The following is an 18,916-nucleotide window of genomic DNA, read 5'->3' as shown; positions in this document are numbered from 1 at the left end:
AGGGCAACCCCGCAAAGGTGCAGCAGAGGCGAAAGCTGTGACCTTGCTAACGGGCGTTAGCCGCTTCGGGGCGCTCCGTCGCAGGTCCGGGGCCCACCAGCTCCTCCAGTACATCCTCCATCGTCACAAAGCCGATCACCGTGCCCCGCTCACCGGTGACCGCCGCCAGATGGGTGCCGGCCGCGCGCATCGCGGTCATCGTGTCGTCCAGCGGAGTGTCGATCTCGACCCGTATCACCGGGTGGAGCGCGCTGCGCGGGAACGGGCGGGTCCGCTCGGCCACGCCGAGGGCGTCCTTGATGTGGAGGTAGCCGAGTATCTCGTCGCCAGGCCCGGTCACCGGCAGCCGGGAGAAGCCCGAGGAGGCGGCCTTGCGCTCCAGCTGCTGCGGGGTGACGTCATGGCCGACCATCACGGTCCGGCCCAGCGGCACCATCACCTCGCCGGCCGGGCGGGCGCCCAGCTCCAGCGCGTCCTGCAGCCGCTGGCCGTCCGCCGGGTCGAGCAGCCCCGCCTCGCTGGAGTCCTTCACCAGCCGGGCGAGTTCGTCGTCCGTGAACACCGAGGCGACCTCGTCCTTGGGCTCCACCTTGAGCAGCCGCAGCAGCGCGTTGGCGAAGGCGTTGATCCCGAAGACCACCGGGCGCAGCGCACGGGTGAGGGCCACCAGCGGCGGGCCCAGCACCAGCGCGGTCGCCGTGGGCGCGGCGAGCGCGATGTTCTTCGGCACCATCTCGCCGATCAGCATGTGCAGATACGTCGCCAGCGTCAGGGCGATGACGAACGCGATCGGGTGGATCAGCCCCTCGGGCACGCCGACCGCCGCGAACGGCGGCTCCAGCAGATGCGCGATGGCCGGTTCGGCGACCGCGCCAAGCACCAGCGAGGACACGGTGATGCCGAGCTGGGCCGTGGCCATCGCCGCGGACAGATGCTCAAGTCCCCACAGGGCGAGCCGGGCGCGCCGGTTGCCCTTGTGGGCCGCCGGCTCGATCTGGCTGCGGCGCACCGAGATCAGCGCGAACTCGGCGCCCACGAAAAAGGCGTTCGTGAACAGCGTCAGAACGCCGATGGCGATCTGCAGAGCGGTCATCGGACTTCCTCGGCGATCTGCACGGCGGACGCCGGGGCGGCCCCGGCGGCGGAACCGGCGGTCGGGACGGGTTCGCCCACGGGTTCGCCGACGGGTGCGGGTGCGGGTGCGGGCACGGGCACTTCGGCGCGGGCCGGCTCCGTCACCGTCTCGCCCGCCGTCTCGCCGCCCTCGGGTGCGGGCGCGGCGATGCGGACCTGGTCGGCCCGGTGGTGGTCGACATGCGCCACCGTGAACTGCCAGCCGTCCACGTCCAGCCGGTCGCCGGTGCGCGGAATGCGCTCCAGCCGGTTGGCGATCAGACCCGCCAGGGTCTCGTACGGTCCGTCGGGCGCGCTGAAGCCGATCTGCGCCAGCTGGTCGAGCCGGACGGAGCCGTCCGCCTCCCATGCCGTACGGCCGTCCGCCGCCGGCTCCACCGGCAGCAGATCCGGCCGCTCATGCGGGTCGTGCTCGTCGCGGACCTCGCCGACGACCTCCTCGACGATGTCCTCGACCGTCGCCACGCCCGCGGTGCCGCCGTACTCGTCGATCACCACGGCCATCGTGCGGGTCTGCCGCAGCCGGGCCAGCAGCCGGTCCACCGGCAGCGAGTCGGGCACCAGCAGCGGCTCGGTGGCCAGGTCGGTCACCGGGGTGCGGGTGCGCACCGACTCGTCCAGGGCGAGCACATCGCGGATGTGCACGGTGCCGATCACATGGTCGAGGGTGTCCCGGTAGACCGGGAAGCGGGAAAGCCCGGTCGCCAGGGTGAGATTCGCGGCGTCCGCGGCGGTGGCGTGCGCCTCCAGGGCCTGCACGTCGACGCGGGGCGTCATCACGTTCTCCGCGTTCAGCGAGCCCAGATGCAGGGTGCGCACGAACAGCTCGGCCGAGTCCTGCTCGATCGCGCCCTCCCGGGCGGAGTGCTGCGCGAGCGCCACCAGCTCCTCGGGGGTGCGGGCGGAGGCCAGCTCCTCTGCGGGCTCCAGTCCGAAGCGGCGCACCAGGCGGTTCGCCGTGTTGTTCAGATGGCGGATCAGCGGCGCGAACGCGGCGGTGAAGACCCGCTGCGGGCCCGCCACCACCTTGGCCACGGCCAGCGGGCTGGAGATCGCCCAGTTCTTGGGCACCAGCTCGCCGACCACCATCAGCACCACGGTGGAGGCAGCCACGCCGAGCAGTGTGGCGACCGTCGGCACCGCGCCCGAGGGCAGCCCGGCGGACGTCAGCGGCCCGTGCAGCAGCATCGCCAGCGAAGGCTCCGCGAGCATGCCGATGACCAGCGAGGTCACGGTGATGCCCAGCTGGGCGCCGGACAGCTGGAACGTCAGCCGTTTGGCGGCCTTCAGGGCCCCGGCGGCCCCGCGCTCACCGGCCTGCGCGGCCCGCTCGAGCTCGCCGCGCTCCACGGTGGTCAGCGAGAACTCCGCCGCGACGAACACGGCGCAGGCGAGGGTCAGGGCGAGAGCGAGGAACAGCAGAAGTATCTCGGTCACCGTGCCACCCCCGCTTCACTCTGGGACGGGTCGGGGATGGCACGGCTCGTACTGGGAGGCTCACCCATTGCGGGACCGTAGCTCCTTCTCAGCTCGCTGGTTCAGGGGCGGGGAGGCTGACCCCGCTCTCACACATAGTAAAGGCGGCGCAAACCAGCCAGATGTGTCTCAGGTCACAGGAGAGTAATCGGTTGCCGCTCTCCCGTGTGAACTGGGCCGCACCTGCGCCGTGAGGCGGACTGGCAGGGGCTCACCCTGCGCAAGGTCTGGATGGAGCAGCGGAGCGCCGCCGAGCAGCACGTATGGCGAGAGAAGCTCGAAGGCGCGATGGCCGCTGTCATGGCCGCCTCCTCACATCTGAAAAAGCGAGAGGTCAGCAACAGGTCCTTATCGCGGAGCACTTGACGCCCAAGGCAGCGCACCTCCACTATGCGATTCCCGAAGAGATCAGGACAGGCGACAGACATTGTTCCGGGCACAGCGGTCCACGTAGTTCTTGGCCATCCCCTCCTCAGAGCAACCTTCAGTGATCACTTGTCGGGCCGGTCGGCGCCCTCCCCTGAACACGCAAGACCAGCAGCACCCGCGCGACAGCTTGAAACATGCACGAGGAGCACCGTGACCCCTATGGCCGCCGACGACCCCCTGCTCCTGCGTGCCTTCCGCAGCCTGGATCCGGCCGATCAGGCAGTCCTGTGCCCCCAACTGGCCGTAACTTCAGAAGACGTGGCACCAGCCTCCGAACCCGGCACGAGGGGACGCGGCTCCATCTCTGCACGACGGCAGCTGAGCGACGCGTATCTGAGGTTCTACGCTGCCGAGGCCCCCAGCCGAACCTGCCGCCACCTCGCCGCCGTATTGGACGACGCGGTGAGAGGCGGTGTCTCCCACCGCTCCCCGGAACTCGACCTGCACGCTGACGCCTGCTCCAGCTGCGCCCTGGTCCGCGCCGAACTCACCGCGGTCCACGGTGCGACTGCGTCCGCTCTCGTCGAAGTTCTCCTCAGCTCCGCGAGCGCCGCCGCAGCCACCGTGCGGGCGGAGAGCGGTGACGAGGACCACCCGGTCCCCAGGGAGCAGACGCCGTGCGCGGCAGCGCCTGCCGGGCCGTCCTTCACCCCGGGCGTTGCCAGTCGGCTACGGGCGCTGGTCACGGCCTCGCCGTCGCGCGCCGCGGCCGTGGCAGGAGCGACCGTCACCGCGCTTGGGGCAGCCGTCGTCGCCTTCTCGGGCGCCTCCGGGGACACCGGGAGCCCACTGGCTCGCACGACCGTCGCTGCTCCGGGGTCGGCTCTCCCGACCGCCGAGCCGTCAGCCGTCGCGTCCGCCTCTCCGTCCCGGACTGCCGGCGCCGCCTCCGGGCCGCCGGCGACCCCTCACGCCCCGACCGCTCCCGCCAAGACCACGGCTCCGGTCGCTGCCGCGGCTGCGTCGGTCACTTCCCCCGGGCACACACCGCCTCGTCCCCCCGCCGGTTTCCAGCTCGTCAACCGAAGCACCGGACTCTGTGTGGCCGTGCAGAGTCCGGCCGACGGGGCGATGCTGCGTCTCGATGTCTGCGATGCGGGGGCGGCCCGGCAGCGCTGGGAGACCGTGGCGGCCGGCTACGGCGCTCACCAGCTCCGCAACGTGGGTACACACAAATGCCTCGACGGCACCGACGGCGGGGGAAACGTCGTCAGGGTCGTCCAGAGCGACTGCCACAACAGCTACTCCGCTCAGCGCACCATCCAGCTGTGGATCACCAAGCCGCAGTCAGACGAAGGCGCCTTCCGCCTCCACTTCGCGCCGACGGTTCACGGAAGCGACTATTCCTCCCACCTCCTCGGTCCTGAGGACTGGTGGCGTGAGAACCCGCCCAGGCAGGGCTCCTATCTCGCCCGGCTCCCCAACTACTACAACTCTGAGAGCTTCGTCTTCACCACGGCCCCGTAGCGGCCTGCCATCCTCCCCTGGCCCATTCCGGTCAGGGCCTGCGCGGGCCCTCGGCCCGCCCGTGCTGGCAACAGGGGACGCCGGTGCTCTTAACATAGGTTTAGGGTTGGGTGACGGAGATCACTTCTACGCTCGACTCGACGGCCCGGACCCCTGCACTCGGCATCCACGCCCTGGCGGGACGTGAAGATCCGGCGTGCGAGGCACTGGGAGGCTCTGTGCGCATACTGCTTGTCGAGGACGACAACCGGGTCGCCGAGGCCCTGACCGGCTCGCTGCGGCGCAACGGGTACGAGGTGTGGCGCGCGGCCAGTGCCGCCGACGCACTGGCCGCGCCGGCCGTCGATCTGGTCCTGCTGGACCTGGGCCTGCCGGACGGGGACGGCATCGAGGTGTGCCGGGAGCTGCGTGCCCGCGGCTCCGTCCCGGTCATCGCGGTGACCGCCAGGGGAGGCGAACCCGACCGGGTGCGGGGGCTGCGCAGCGGCGCCGACGACTACGTGGTGAAACCGTTCAGCGCCGCCGAGCTGCTCGCCCGTATCGAGGCGGTGCTCCGGCGCAGCATGCCCCGGCGCGCCCGCGAGGACCGGCTCGTCACCATCGGCGGCCTTGAGATCGACCTGCCGCGGCGCACGGTCACCCTGGACGGGCAGCCGGTGCCGCTGACCCGCAAGGAATTCGACCTCCTGGCCGTGCTGGTGCGCGCCGACGGCGCCGCCGTGCCCCGGGACCGCATCATCGTCGAGGTGTGGCACACGACGTACGACGGCATGTCGCGCACCCTCGACGTGCACATGGCCAACCTGCGGGGAAAGCTGGGACGGGCGGGAAGCGTGGTGCGGACTGTGCGAGGCGTCGGCTACCGCCTCACAGCCGCCGACGAAGCATCCCCGGAGGCGGCGTCGGCCACCGCGCCGGAAGTGCCGCCGCCCTCAGACCCGGGCCATTCGGCCTCCGCCGCGCCGCCCACGCCGGCCGACATCTGAGCCCCACCGATGCGCCGCCGACTCCTCGTCATCGTTTTCGCCCTGGTTACGGGCCTCATCCTGGCACTCAGCGTCCCTCTGGTCCGGGCCACCGCGGAGCACACGGTCCAGACCTCGTTCATCGGACGCGTCCAGGACGGCGCCTGGTTCGCCGACATGGCCGCCACCGCCCTGGAGTCGGGCAGGACCGACCGCCTGGAAGCGGCCGCCGACCGCTACACCGCCCTGTACGACTCTGTGGTCGCCGTCGTCGATGCGGACAGAGAGATCGTCGTCGCGCCGCGCCCGCTCGACCTGGAGGAGCCGCGGGTCCGCACGGCGCTGCTGCGTGCCCTCGCCGACCGGCCCGCACGGCAGCCCGCCCTGATGTGGCCGTGGGACGACCGCCCCTTCGTCCTGGCCGAGTCGGTCAAGCGCGATGGCCGTGTGCTGGGCGCCGTGCTCATCGTCTCGCCCAGCGACCGGGCCCGCTCCGAGGTCGCCGACCATCTGACCCTCGTCGCCCTGGGCAGCCTGGGCGCACTCGCCGCCGTGGTGATCGCGGTGGCGGCCCCGGTGGTGCGCTGGGTGCTCCGCCCGGTTCACGAGCTGGACCGGGCCACACACGAGGTGGCCCTCGGGCGGCTGAAGACCAAGGTCTCGGAGCGGACCGGCGCTCCGGAGCTGCGCCGGCTCGCCAACAGCTTCAATGTGATGGCGGACAGCATGCACGCCTCGCAGGAGCAGCAGCGCGCGTTCGTGGCACAGGCCTCCCACCAGCTGCGCAATCCGCTGACCGCGCTCCGGCTGCGCGTGGAGAACCTTGAGGACTACGTGAACGATCCGCATGGCCTGCACGAACTGCACGCCGCCGCCGAGGAGGCCGACCGGTTCGGTGAGATCCTCGACGGGCTGCTGCGGATGGCCAGGACGGAGGCGTCCGAAGCGGAGCGCGTGGCCGTCGACGTCACGGCCGTGGTCGCCCACCGGGTCGACGCCTGGCGCACGGCCTACCAGGCGGAGGGCGTCCCGCTCAGCACGCAGGTTCCGGAGGGGGTGAGCGCGCTGTCCCTGCCCGACAGCCTCGACCACGCCCTGGACACCCTGCTCGACAACGCCCTCAAGTTCGGCGACGGCACCCCGGTCAGCGTCTCGGTCACCCGGGCCCCGGGCGGGGACAGCGACGACGGCCACGAAGGCGCGGGGCGGGACGACGCGGTGGTGGACGTGACGGTGCGCGACGGCGGCACCGGACTGACCACGGAAGAGCTGCCCCAGGCGGGCGGGCGGTTCTGGCGCAGCACCCGTCACCAGAACGTCCGGGGCACGGGCCTCGGACTCGCCCTCACCCGCCTGATGGTTGAGGCAGGCGGCGGCGAACTGCGCCTCGCGGCAGCCGAGCCGCACGGCCTCGCGGCGACCGTGCGGCTGCCCGCCGCTCCCCCGCCCCCGGATACGGCGGCCTGACCACGGCATGTGTCAGGGCTGGGACTCCCGGTACCAGCGCTCCGCGCCCGGGTGCAGCTCCAGCGGGTAGGTGGCGATCGCCGTACGGCGATCGAGCCGACGGGCCTCCGGGTGGACGCGGATGAGCTCCTGCTGTCCCTCGAACAGCACCCGGGTCAGCCAGTACGCCTCCGCCTCCGGCATGTCCGGCCGCACCACCAGGAAGTTCGGCACGCTCACCGTGCTCACCGCACTCTGCTCGCCGTAGACGACGGCCGGCACGGTGGTCTCCATATACAGGTCACCGTAGGACCGGGTCAGGGGGCCGACCACATCGCCGAGATCCACCAGGCGGACCGGCGTGGTCTGCCACAGCTCCGTGATCGCCGCCGTGGGCAGGCCTCCGCTCCAGAAGAACGCGTCGATCCGCCCCTCGGCCAGCGCGGACGCCGACGCGCGCACATCGAGCCGCTCTCCCTCGACGTCGCCGTCCGGGGAGAGCCCGGCCACGTCCAGGATCCGCTCGGCGATGACCGCGGTACCCGAGCCCACAGACCCCAGGGAGACCCGCCGCCCGCGCAGATCCGCCACGCTGCGCACCTCGCTGTCGGCGGGGACCACGAGCTGCACGTAGTTGTCGTAGAGCGCGGCCAGCGCCACCACCGGCACCGGCTCGCTGAACGGCGCGCGCCCGGCGGCGGCGTCCGCGGCGGAATCAGCGAGCGTGAAGGCCACTCGGGCCTCGCACGCGCCCACCCGGCGCAGATTGTCGACGCTGCCCCCCGTGTACAGGACCGGCGCGGTCGCGCCGGGCAGCCGCCGATCGATGAGCTCGGCGTACCCGCCCCCGTACACCGCGTAGACGCCGCCGCGATTGCCGGTGGCCACGCTGATCTCCCCGGCCGGCCGAGGCGGCGCGTCGCTTCCGGAACATGCGGTGAGCAGCACCGCCATCAGGGTGACAGCGGCAGCGAGCGGACGAGCCACCGGCATGGAGGCCTCCCTGGACACGACGAACCCAGCTGACCGCGAAGCCGCACCCACGGCCCACGCGATTCAGCCTAATCCCCGGGTGATGGGTGGCCGGCCGCCGTCCGATGGACCTTGTTGCGGTGTGCGGGCGCCGGGAACCTGCAGGCAGCAGGCGGGGACGTTGCGGATGCGCTTCGGACTGCGGGTCAGGCCGCCGAGGCGGCCTCTGCCTTGGGGGCCGATGGTTCGGGCGGCCGGGGGCCCTTCAACTGGGTCGCCACCACCGCCAGCGCCAGTGCCGCCCCGATCGCGTCGGCGACCAGGTAGGGGCTGAGCAGCAGGCCGGTGGCTGCGACCGCCGCCAGTCGCTCAAGTGGGGTGGTCCTGCGCAGCCAGAAGCCCTCGATGGCCACGGCGAAGGCCAGCAGGCCGATGAGGCCGGTCACCACCGCGAGAACGACCTCGGTGACCGGTCCGTTGAGCAGCAGTGGCGAGTAGGCCATCAGCAGCGGGATCACATAGAGCCCCTTGGAGAACTTCCACGCCGCCACGCTCGTACGCATCGGGGAGGAACCGGCGATTCCCGCCGCCGCGAAACCGGACAGTGCCACCGGTGGTGTCACGTTGGAGTCCTGGCTGTACCAGTAGACGATCATGTGCGCGACGATCAGCGGCACACCCAGGTCGAGCAGCGCGGGACCGGCGAGCACGATCAGCACGATGTATGCGGCGGTGACGGGCAGCCCCATCCCGAGCACCATCGAGGCGATCGCGATCAGCAGCAGGGTCGGCAGCAGATAGCCGCCGCCCCAGCTCAGCATCATGCTGGAGAACTTCAGGCCCAGGCCGGTCAGCCCCACCACCCCGACCACGACGCCCGCGGCCGCGGTGGCCACCGAGACGGAGAGCGTGTTGCGGGCGGCCAGGGTGAAGACCTCCCCGAACTCCTTCAGGCTCAGCCGGCTGCTGGCGCGGAGCATGGCCACCGCGGCCAGCGCGGCGGTGGCGTAGAGACCGGCGAGCAGCGGCGTGACGTGCAACATGAGCAGAGTGACCAGCACGACGAAGGGAGGCAGGAAGTGGAAGCCGCCGGCCATCACCTCGCGCAGGCGGGGGAGGTCTTCGGCGGGCAGCCCCCTGATCCCCTGCCGCCGGGCCAGGATGTCGACGAACAGGAAGATCACCGCGAAGTACATCAGTGCGGGGATGATCGCCACCTTGACGATCTCGATGTAGGGCACGCCGATCAGCTCGGCCATGACGAAGGCGCCGGCACCCATGATCGGCGGGAGCAGCTGCCCTCCCGTGGAGGCGGCCGCCTCCATTCCGCCGGCCTCGTGCGGCCGGTAGCCGACCTTCTTCATCATCGGGATGGTGAAGGCGCCCGTGGTGACCGTGTTGGCGATCGCGCTGCCGGACACCGATCCCATGAAGGCGCTCGCCACGACCGCTCCCTTGGCGGGGCCGCCGCGGTACCTGCCGGTGAGCACGTAGGCGATGTTGATGAAGAAGTTGCCGCCACCCGTCTTCTCCAGCACCGCCCCGAAGAAGATGAACATGAACACGAAGGACGCGGCGACGCCCAGGGCAAGGCCGTATATGCCCTCCTGGAACAGATAGCTGTGAGAGACGATGCGCTGGACGGTATAGCCGCGATGGGACAGCAGACCGGGCAGCAGCGGCCCGATCCAGGCGTATACCAGGAAACAGGTCACCAGCGTGGCCATGAAGGCGCCGATCGCCCGTCGGCACGCCTCCAGCAGCAGCAGAACGGCCACGGCGCCCATGACCAGGTCGGCGGTGGAGGGTATTCCGGTGCGGGCGACGATCCCGTCGTAGTCCAGTACGGGATACAGGCTCACGGTCACAGCGGCGAGCACGAGAAGCGCGTCGACGACGGCCATCGGCAGGCGTCGCGCCCAGCGGCCCTTGCCGGCCGGCCGGGTGACGAAGACCAGCACGAGCACGAACATCAGGTGCAGCACTCGCTGGAGGTAGGAGTTGAGGCTCAGGCTGACGGCGGTGTAGATCTGGAAACAGCCGAGTGCGAGCGTGAGGGCGAGCACGCCGTAGCCCACAGCGGTCGCGGCGCGGCCGTGGCCCCACCGGCCCGCGGCGAGCCGATGCCACAGTGGCCGGTCGTCGGCCGCTTCGGCGGGAGGCGCACTGTCGGGGGTGTCCGGGGCGATGGTCTGTCTCATTGCGCTTTTGGGCGCCCCAGGGCTGACACGTGACGGGGCGCCCTGCCCCTTTCTGGATCGCTGGGAGGAGAGGGATGCCGGGGCCCGTCAGGGGCGGAGCCTGTCGGGGATCTGCACTCCCTGCTCCTCCGCGTAGCGGATGACACCGGGGTGCAGCGGGACCGGACTCTTGGCCAGGTTCTCCAGGACGAGGTACTCGGCGCCGGCCTCATAGACCTTGTTGAGGGTGGCCACGTTCTCGTAGAGCGTGCGGGCCAGCTGGTAGCCGCGCTCCTCGGACATGTCGGCGGGGACCGCGACCACGTTCCACAGTGCGAGCGTCGGCACGTCCTTCTTGACCGTGCTGTAGATGCCGCCCTTGATCGTGTGCTTGTTGTAGAAGGGGTACTTCTCGGTGACCTCGGTCGCCTCGTCCTCACACATCGGGATCAGATGCAATGCGTCGGTGGCTTCGAGCTCGCGCAGCGATCCGTGGCCTTCGCCGACGACCCAGGATCCCGCGTCGATCTGCCCTTCCCGCAGCGCTCGGGCGGTTTCGGCATAGGCGTAGCGCTGGCGTTTGATGTCCTTGTCCGGTGACAAGTCCAGAGCGTCAAAGACCAGGTTGGTGGCCAGTTCGTTGCCGCTGCCGGGCGCGCCCACGGAAAAGCGCTTGCCCTTGATGTCGCTGAAGCAGTCGAGGCCGAGGTCGTCGTGGCGGGACTGCAGGGACACGGCGTGGTACACGTTCGGATAGAGCACCATCAGGGTCTGCGTCTTGACCGGTTTGCCGGAGAACTCCCCCTGGCCGTGGTAGGCCTGATGGACCACGTCACTCTGGGCGATGGCCATGTCACTCTGCCCCCCGGCGATCAGCCGGAGGTTCTGCACCGACCCCCCGGTGGTCTCGGCGCTGGCTTCCACGCCCTCGGCCTTGCGGTTGATCACCTCCGCCATCGAGCCGCCCATCGGGTAGTAGATGCCAGCGGTCGTGCCGGTGGCGATGGATATCCTCGCCGCGTCGCCGTCGCTCTTGCCCGACTCGGCGGGCTGGCTGCAGGCGGCGGTCAGCAGCGTGATGCTCAGGCCCAAGGCGAGGCCGAAGCCGTTTCTGCGGCGCTGTCGTCCCATGAAGCGCTCCTCGGTGTGGTGGGGTTTCTGTGACTCGGCTCACGAGTGAACGGTGGCTGGAACGGTACGTGCGCCCAGCCGGCCGGTGAGCGTTCCCAAGCGCATATTGAGCAATCCTTAAGGTTCACGATCGCGATCGTTCTGCAGGCGGCTCCAAGGTGTGCCGCGGCGCATCCACGCCCGCGCGGGGAGATCCGGCACGGCGGCCGGCCGCCGCCATCAGCGGATCGTCAGAGAGCGGGGGATCCCTCCCCTGGACGGAGGCAGCGAATTGCCCCTGAAGGGCGGTGCGTTGCCGACATCTTGGTAGCGTGGTCGCACGCGCGGCGCCATGGTCAGCCGAGTGCCGAAGCCCGCGCCGCCGATGCGGGAGCCAGGCCAGTTCGGGAGTTGCCGTGGGACAGAGTCGATCCGGCAATCTTCCAGCCGAGGCCACCAGTTTTGTCGGCAGGCGTCGAGAGATCGCACTGGCGCGGGAGATGCTGTCGCGGACCCGGCTGCTGACCCTCACCGGGCCAGGCGGCATCGGCAAGACGCGTCTCGCGCTGCGACTCGCAGACCAGGTGAAACGATCGTTCCCGGACGGTGTCTGGCTCGTGGAGCTGGCCGCCACCGACGACGAGGAGGCGGTTGTCCAAACGGTTCTGTCCGCCCTGGACCGGGACGACGACGGAGGCCGGCCGCCCATGACCGTACTGGCTGACCACGTGCGCCAGCGGCAGCTTCTGCTGGTTCTGGACAACTGTGAGCATGTGCTGCTGCCCTGCGCCGCTCTGGCACGAAGCCTGCTGCAGGCGGCGCCTGGGCTGCGTGTCATCGCCACCAGCCGGCAGGCACTGGGAGTCAGCGGGGAGGGAGTGGTGCCCGTGCCGGCGCTCGGGGCTCCCGATCCACGAGGGGAGGGGACAGGCCGGTCGCCCGGCGAAGCCGTGCAGCTCTTCATGGAGCGCGCCGCTGCCGCGCTCGGCGATCCGGCCGCCACCGCCGTCGACGCGCACGCGGCCGCACTGATCTGCCACCGGCTCGAAGGAATCCCGCTGGCCGTCGAGATGGCCGCCGCCCGTCTACGGGTTCTCAGTTGTGAGCAGATCCTGCAACGGCTGGACGACAGATTCGCTCTGCTCACCGGCGGCTGCCGCGGCGGGCTGCCTCGACAGCGCACGCTGCAGGCCACGCTGGACTGGAGCTTCGAGCTGTGCACCCCCGAGGAACAGCTGTTGTGGGCGCGGATGTCGGTCTTTCCCGGCGCCTTCGACCTGGATGCCGTGGAAGCGGTGTGTGCGTTCGGCGATCTCGCGCCCCGGGATGCTCTCGACGTCCTGACGGGTTTGGCGGACAAGTCCGTCGTGGTGCGCGAGGATCATCAGCCGTGTGCCCGCTACCGCATGCTCGACACGGTACGGCACTACGGCTTGCTGCGGTTGGGGGAGCCACGCGACGAACGGCTGCTGCGCCGTCGCCACCGGGACCACTTCCACGGCCTGGTCCTGCGCGCACAGCAGGATTGGTTCACTCCGCGTCAGACGGCATGGACCGAACGCCTCCACTGCGAACGGCCCAACCTGCGGACCGCGATGAACTTCTGTTTCAGCACGCGCGGCGAGGCGCAGGCCGGGCTGGAGATGGCCGCCGCGCTGTGGAGCCATCGCCTCGGCGCGGGCAGCCTGTCGGAGGAACGCCGCTGGCTGGAACGGGCCCTGGCCTCGACGGCGGTCCCCGGCCAGGCAAGGGCCAGAGCCCTGTGGGCGGACGGATGGCTGGCGTTGCTGTGCGGAGACCCTGATACGGCGCGTATCCGCGTCGCGGAATGCCGTGCGCACGCCGCCGCGCTGGAGGACCCCCTGACGGCAGCGCAGGCCGCCCAGCTGGAGGGCTTGGCCGCACTCTTCGCCGACGACTTCTCACGGGCCCTGCCCGCACTGGAGGCCGCGCTCGACCAGTTCGCCCGGTGCGGAGACCTCGGCGACATATGGACCACCGTGTTCCTCCTGGGCCTGGCCTGCTGCCTGCACGGCGACGCGCGTGCGGCCGGCCTCAGCGCCCAGTGCCTGGCACTCTGCGAGGAACACGGAGCCCAGTGGTCGCGTCCCTACGCCCTGTGGCTCCTGGGTCTGCACCACTGGCTCCGCCAGGAGACCGGGCACGCGGCCCGGCTGCTGCGTGACGGTCTGCGCACCATCAGCCCGGCCCACAACCGCCTCGCTCTCGCACAGTGCCTGGAAGTCCTGGCCTGGGCACAAGCACTCGACGGGCATCACGCCGAGGCCGCCGAGCTGCTGGGCGCCGCACACAGCGCCTGGCAGCTCGTCGGCGCCACCCTGCCCGGAGTGGGACGCCTGCTGCACCATCGCACCGCATGCGAGGAACTGCTCTCCTCCCGCCTCGGCGAGAGCAGGTTCACCGCACTGCACCGCACAGGCGCCGCGCTGGAAGCCGCCGAGGCCCTGGCCCTCGCCCTCGGCCGGGAACGGGAACCCGCCGCCGGCGACCCTCAACCCCCACCGCTCGCCCAGGTCCTCACCCTGCGCGAACGTGAAGTCGCCGAGCTCCTGGCCGAAGGCCTCACCGACAAGGAGATCGCCGCCCGGCTGGTGATCTCGTCCCGCACGGCCGAGGGCCATGTCCAGCGCATCCTGCGCAAGCTCGGCTGCACCTCCCGTGTCCAGGTGGCCACCTGGCTCTGCCGCTGAGATGGTCGCGGGCCTCTGCCGGCTGCGAAGTCCTGGGTGTGGTGCCATCCCTGGGCGGAGCCGCGCCGGTGATGCGCGGCTCCGCCGTGGTGTCCGGGGTGCTAGCTGAGGGTGATGTCGTCGATGTAGCCGCTGTAGTCGGCGTTGCCGGTGGAGTCTTGGTCGTAGCCGACGTTGATGCGGGTGATCTCCTTGTCCTCCAGCCCGTCGGGGAGCTGGACGGTGACGTGGTTCCACTTGCCGGGCGTGAGGCTCTGGCACTGGCCGGCGGGGTGGATTCTGTTGCCGTGCTGGTCGACCGCGGCGGAGTCGCGCAGGGTGGAGCCGTCACTGAACACCAGGTCGAGCGCGACGCAGTTGCTGTTGTTGACCGGCCAGTCCACGTTGTCCCATCGGTCGGCGGGTTTGGGGTGGATCCAGTAGCTGAGCGTCTTTCCGCCGTCGACCTTGACCGGCTTGTCACTGAGGTCGAAGAGCTTGAGATAGGCGTGGGCGTGTTGCGCGTTGTGGCCGCCTGGGGTTGAGCCGGAGTACTTCAGCGATCCGGTCCCGGTGCGGGCCGTCTCATCGGTGCGCGGGCTCGCCACCGGCCCGGGGACGCTGTACCGGCCGCCGACGTCGGACACGCCGCCGTTGTCCTGGTCGACGGTGTCGGTCCAGGACGGCATGACGTCGCCCTGCTCGAAGCCGGTGGTGAAGTCCGCACCGTGCGCGGGGTGGGGATCTACCGGCGCAGGCGAGTCCGGAGCAGAAGTGCCTGGGTCGGTTCGTTTGGTCTGCCGGTAGGTGAAGTCGGTCTGGGCTGTGTCGAAGTCCAGGCGCGGGGTGTTCAGGAGGAAGCAGTACGGGACGCCGAGCTGGGGGTCGCGGGGTGTGAAGCCGCCGTAGCTGCACAGGGTCGCGGTCTCGCCGTCACGGGGAGCGAAGTGCCGCACGAGGTAGGCGCCCTTGTCCTGATTTGCTTCGTAGACGCCGTAGGCGAAGGCCGTGGGCCCGCTGACAGCGCATTCGTCTCCGTCGCGGGCGCAGGCGCGCGCGGCCCAGTCGGCGTCGACGCTTTGCGTCTCGTGGCCGGTGTCCGCGCCGAGGACCAGGTCGTGGTCCCGCGCGGAGAGGTAGCAGTAGCCGCGGCTGCCGCCCCGTACGTCGTTGCCCGACACCGTGGCGACATCGGCGAAGGAGGCGTCGTTGCAGACGAACTCACCGGCGGGGACGGTCTTGACCACCCAGGATCCGTCTCCGCCGTAGGCGGCCTGGTAGAAACCCGACTCGGGCACCGTGCACGTCTGGCCTGGACCGGCGCAGAAGGCGAACGCGGCCGGGGGGCTGGCGATGTAGCAGCTCTTTGCCGCGCCGGGCAGGGGGTCCTCGCCGAAGACGGCGATGGTGCAGGGGACCCCGTCGGGGTAGTCGGCCGCCTTGACCGTCTTGTAGGTCCAGCCGCGGCTCTCGTCGTCGATGTGCGCGCCCAGCGCCAGCCGGACGGCGCCGGTGACGTGGCAGCGCTCGCCCTCGACGGCGCATGCCTGGTACGGCCCGCCGGCATTGACCGCCTGGTTCGGCGGCGCACCGGTCAGCACACGGCACTCCTTGGCCCTGCCGGGAGCAGGATCGCCGCCGAAACCGCCGACGGAGCAGACGGCAGTGGACGTGACGGGCTTGACGAGCCAGCTCGCCCCGGTGCCGAACGCCGCCAGCTGCGTGCCGGAGACCTCACACGCCGCGCCCTCCTGCGCACATACACGTACCGAAGCCAGCCACGACCCGTCGCTGCCCTTGACCGGGCTGTCCTGAGCGGGGACGAAGCACGACTGGTGGGCCTTGGGGTTCGGATTGACCGGGAACGAGGACGCCTCGCAGGCAATCCCCTCGGCAGGCAGCGGCACGGTGACGTACGACCCCGCCGCACCGAATGCCACCTGCCCGGTACGCCCCTCGATTCCCTTGCACTCGCCCCCGTCGTCCGCACACGGGATGAACCCGGCCGGGGCCACCGGAGCAGTGTCTGAGATCTGCAGGGGGGTGAACATCTTGCCCTCACGCACACGGGTGTCGACCGCGTCCTGAGCAGCTTTCACATCATCCGCGGTGAACAGGTTCTTCGGTGTGTCGGCGACGACGGGCTTCACATGGCGTTTCTCGAAGTCCGCCTGCATCCGAGGAATGTACTTCTCAGGGTTGCGGCACGTCTCATAAGTGGAGTTGGGCTCACGCGGGCAGTAGTTGAATATGTGATCGCTCGACCACTTCGGCCAGACAGCCTTGTCCATATAGGCCCTGGTGAACTCCTCGGAGCCGGTCCCCTCGTTCAGCGAGGCGAACACCGCGTCGACCGCCTGGTGCACGCCGTTGATGAAACCGCTGCGCAGCGACCCGACCGACGCCTCCGCATCCGCCGAGATCCGTGCGTTCGCGGTACGGGCGGCGGCGATCGCCGTGGAGTGCCCCGTCCTGGCCGCGTTGGCGCTCACGGTCTCCATGGTGAGGTGGGCGCCGAACAGAACCTGCTTCTGCGCACGGTCGAACGCCTTCTGCGCGGTAGACAGCAACTCCGGAATGGACTTCTCGATCACATTCTTCTTCATCGTGTCATGCCACGCCTGATTACGGGCCTCGATCTCCCTGTCCTCCTCGCTCTTCCCGCTGGCCCAGTCCGCAATCTGGGCGACGACCGTCGTGACAAGCGCCACGACGCCAAAAAGCATGGCCAGTTCCGGCTGCCCTGCCATCTCGGACACCGTCGCCAGCAGAGCCAAGGCGTTCACCACGCCGCTCAGGGCGTCATGCCGCTCCACCGCATCCGCAATGCCCAACAGCTGCCCCACGACCGGAACCGGAGCCAGAATGACGGTCGCCTTGGTCAGATCGGAGGCATCCTGGCTGAAAGCCTCCGCTATCGAGTTGATCCAGGCGGCCGCCATCGCCGGCGTCAACGCCTCATTGAAAACACCCCAGCCCTCCGTCAGCGCTGTGGAAACCCGGGCAGGCGCCACACCTTCCACCGACGTCGCCCCGCCGAACGGATGGAACACCTTGCCGGGGTTCTTCCAGGACTCTGCGAGATCAGATGTGAACCCGACTTCCGACAGATCAGAACCAGCGACCCTCGCGGCCTCGTAGGAGGACGCCGCGCTGCGGACCGAGGCACGCGCGTACACCGGAATCTCCTCCGGTGACAGACCTGCAACCACCTCCGACTCGGCAGGCGCCTGGAAGACCTTCCCGTCCTCCGCCGCGGCACGGAACTCCTCAACGGCCTTGACCTCAGCCGCAGTCGCGGCACGCAACGAGATCGCGCACCCTTCGACAGGACTCGCTGCGCCGCATGCGACTGGTGCGGGAGAATCCTTGACCAGTCGGGAGGATCTATCGGGGTTGTTGTAGTCGGCAGCCTCCAGAGACGCCCAAGAATGACCCGAGGCAGGCTTGAATGAATGCCGCGCGAAACCCTTGGGGCGGTCATAGCTCGGGCGATAGGGCTGGCTGATTGGGCTTCTCTTGACAAAGGACAGCTCGGTGATCGGTCTCTTGGCGATCTCAAGGCGGGCCGCAAGCGCTCGCTGCACTTCCGGATTCGTGGGGTCGTTGGCTGCCCACGTGGTGGCTATGCCCACTGCCTTCGCCGCGTACGGATCAGCTTTGATCCCGAAGTCGAACACGCCGAAGAGCGTCCTCTTCACCCCGAACGTCTCTTTCAGTCCAATTTTGCCGCCATGGGTGATCAGTTCTTCAGCGCGCGTGGAAAACAACTCGTACTTCGGTGTCCCCAGGGCGTCCTCCGTACCCGGCGTCGCCACAGGATAGTCGATTTTGACCTGCTGCTGAGATGCGTCCAACGGCTTGAAACCCAGAGTGTTTCGCATCGCGTGAATCATCTCGTGAAAGAGCACGGTCGCGGAGCGCGGGGCAAAGAGCCTTCCGCTCTTGTCATAGAACCCGGGGACGGAGTCCGCTATCGTAATGATGTTGCTCGCGTTTCCGATCCCTTCCCCGTCCCAGGGGCTTCCGGAGAGTGAGACTCCGGTAGCTAGGCCCTTGGTGCTCAGTGTCATGCTTTCGCCGTTCGGGTCAGCCCGCGCGATCAAGGCGTTCACACGCAGCGTTTCTGCCGGGCGCACCGGATCGTTGAACTCGTTCCCGAAGACGGTGGACGGCAATACAGATGCCCGCCCCATCACCTCAAGCAGCCTGATTCCTTCGGGGTTCGACGCGATCTCATCAAGATCCGCCCAGATCCTGTTGAGAAATTCCTGCGCTTCTGCACCACTGGCGTTGGCGGGCGGCCAAGAGCCCCCGTCGAGCAGACTTCCCTTTTCATTGGTCACTGTGCCGGGGTATACGGCGATACCCGTCGGCGCTCCTGAGGGCAGCACGTACTCGAACGCCACGACCTTGGCCTTGCCTGCCCTGGAGCCGACGTAATAGAAGTCGTGCGTCCCCACCTGAATGCTTCGAGGGTCACCCGATCCGTCGCTCAGATCAGGCGGTGTGGTGCGCACCACCGGCTGGGTCGGCGCGGCCGAAGCGGCAGAGGGAAACTGCCACTGCACGACAGTGACCGCCGTGGCCAAGAGCACCACGGGGAGAATCAACGCCATGAGGCGATATCGCCACCAGGGCAATTTACGGTGTACGGGCACGACTGCTCCTGTTCTCTTGGGTGGGGACGTCGTCCGAACCCCGCAGCCGCGGTGTCCCCACTCCTCCTGCCGCCGTTTGAGCCGACCCGGAGGTGGCGAGAAGTGTCCACTCGCGGCAAGAGAGAGCAGCAGCGTAGAAATACCTGAACGGCTACTGAACTTGATTGGGAGCTGGGGACGCAGGGGCGCGAGGGTGAGCCGAAGGACACCGGCTGGCGCGACCTGCGCGACCTGCCCCCGGGTTTAATCGGTGGTGCCGTGCCCCGGGGTGGGGCTATGGTTCTGCCCGTTCGAAGGCGCGGCTGTGCCGTTGCCGAGGGCACGGTATCGGTTCGCTGAGAAGAAGCAGGAGGTGAGGACATTGATGACTGTCACGGTGACGGGCT

At 69.5% G+C, this 18,916-nt stretch carries 10 protein-coding genes; 4 read left to right on the top strand and 6 right to left on the bottom strand.

Annotation, left to right across the window (positions count from 1 at the left end; all coding sequences use genetic code 11):
- Nucleotides 1–46 precede the first annotated feature (46 nt).
- Both OF819_RS05445 and OF819_RS05440 read right to left on the bottom strand, forming a co-directional pair.
- A complete protein-coding gene (locus OF819_RS05445) occupies nt 47–1,093 on the bottom strand; it encodes a hemolysin family protein (protein ID WP_267242188.1) in 1,047 nt (348 codons plus the stop codon).
- Entirely contained in the window at nt 1,090–2,571 is a 1,482-nt protein-coding gene (locus OF819_RS05440) for a hemolysin family protein (RefSeq protein WP_267242187.1), read from the bottom strand. The genes OF819_RS05445 and OF819_RS05440 overlap by 4 nt, the downstream gene beginning before the upstream one ends.
- Before the next feature lie 429 nt (nt 2,572–3,000).
- Between OF819_RS05440 and OF819_RS05435 the strand changes: the two genes are divergently transcribed.
- From OF819_RS05435 to OF819_RS05425, 3 genes are all read left to right on the top strand, one after another.
- Nucleotides 3,001–4,506 carry an RICIN domain-containing protein gene (locus tag OF819_RS05435; protein ID WP_323748897.1) on the top strand — a complete coding sequence of 502 codons (1,506 nt, stop codon included), beginning with the start codon at nt 3,001–3,003 and terminating at the stop codon, nt 4,504–4,506.
- 218 nt (nt 4,507–4,724) lie between these two features.
- Nucleotides 4,725–5,492 carry a response regulator transcription factor gene (locus OF819_RS05430; RefSeq protein WP_267242185.1) on the top strand — a complete coding sequence of 256 codons (768 nt, stop codon included), beginning with the start codon at nt 4,725–4,727 and terminating at the stop codon, nt 5,490–5,492.
- A gap of 9 nt (nt 5,493–5,501) precedes the next feature.
- Entirely contained in the window at nt 5,502–6,938 is a 1,437-nt protein-coding gene (locus OF819_RS05425; RefSeq protein WP_267242184.1) for a sensor histidine kinase, read from the top strand.
- A gap of 12 nt (nt 6,939–6,950) precedes the next feature.
- On the opposite strand, the gene OF819_RS05420 is transcribed toward OF819_RS05425, so the two are convergent.
- From OF819_RS05420 to OF819_RS05410, 3 genes are all read right to left on the bottom strand, one after another.
- Nucleotides 6,951–7,910, bottom strand: a complete 960-nt coding sequence (locus tag OF819_RS05420) for a TAXI family TRAP transporter solute-binding subunit (RefSeq protein ID WP_267242183.1) — start codon at nt 7,908–7,910, stop codon at nt 6,951–6,953.
- Between the two features lie 185 nt (nt 7,911–8,095).
- Entirely contained in the window at nt 8,096–10,090 is a 1,995-nt protein-coding gene (locus OF819_RS05415; protein ID WP_267242182.1) for a TRAP transporter permease, read from the bottom strand.
- 87 nt (nt 10,091–10,177) lie between these two features.
- Nucleotides 10,178–11,200 carry a TAXI family TRAP transporter solute-binding subunit gene (locus OF819_RS05410; RefSeq protein WP_267242181.1) on the bottom strand — a complete coding sequence of 341 codons (1,023 nt, stop codon included), beginning with the start codon at nt 11,198–11,200 and terminating at the stop codon, nt 10,178–10,180.
- Between the two features lie 395 nt (nt 11,201–11,595).
- On the opposite strand from OF819_RS05410, the gene OF819_RS05405 reads away from it, so the two are divergent.
- A complete protein-coding gene (locus OF819_RS05405; RefSeq protein WP_267242180.1) occupies nt 11,596–13,890 on the top strand; it encodes an ATP-binding protein in 2,295 nt (764 codons plus the stop codon).
- A gap of 101 nt (nt 13,891–13,991) precedes the next feature.
- Here OF819_RS05405 and OF819_RS05400 read toward each other — a convergent pair whose 3' ends face one another.
- Nucleotides 13,992–18,488, bottom strand: coding sequence for a hypothetical protein (locus OF819_RS05400; RefSeq protein ID WP_267242179.1), 4,497 nt, complete (start codon nt 18,486–18,488; stop codon nt 13,992–13,994).
- Between the last annotated feature and the right edge of the window lie 428 nt (nt 18,489–18,916).

The sequence above is a fragment of the Streptomyces sp. PR69 genome (assembly GCF_026420845.1).
Classification (GTDB): Bacteria; Actinomycetota; Actinomycetes; order Streptomycetales; family Streptomycetaceae; genus Streptomyces.
The sequence above is the reverse complement of the archived record's forward strand: the minus strand, read 5'-3'. Positions and strand labels throughout refer to the sequence as shown.

What these genes read in the sequence shown, in the direction of transcription:
- OF819_RS05445 (WP_267242188.1), bottom strand. Translation starts at nt 1,093, where the DNA reads ATGACCGCTCTGCAGATCGCCATCGGCGTTCTGACGCTGTTCACGAAC.
- OF819_RS05435 (WP_323748897.1), top strand. Translation starts at nt 3,001, where the DNA reads ATGCGATTCCCGAAGAGATCAGGACAGGCGACAGACATTGTTCCGGGC.
- OF819_RS05425 (WP_267242184.1), top strand. Translation starts at nt 5,502, where the DNA reads ATGCGCCGCCGACTCCTCGTCATCGTTTTCGCCCTGGTTACGGGCCTC.
- OF819_RS05420 (WP_267242183.1), bottom strand. Translation starts at nt 7,910, where the DNA reads ATGCCGGTGGCTCGTCCGCTCGCTGCCGCTGTCACCCTGATGGCGGTG.
- OF819_RS05415 (WP_267242182.1), bottom strand. Translation starts at nt 10,090, where the DNA reads ATGAGACAGACCATCGCCCCGGACACCCCCGACAGTGCGCCTCCCGCC.
- OF819_RS05410 (WP_267242181.1), bottom strand. Translation starts at nt 11,200, where the DNA reads ATGGGACGACAGCGCCGCAGAAACGGCTTCGGCCTCGCCTTGGGCCTG.
- OF819_RS05400 (WP_267242179.1), bottom strand. Translation starts at nt 18,488, where the DNA reads ATGGCGTTGATTCTCCCCGTGGTGCTCTTGGCCACGGCGGTCACTGTC.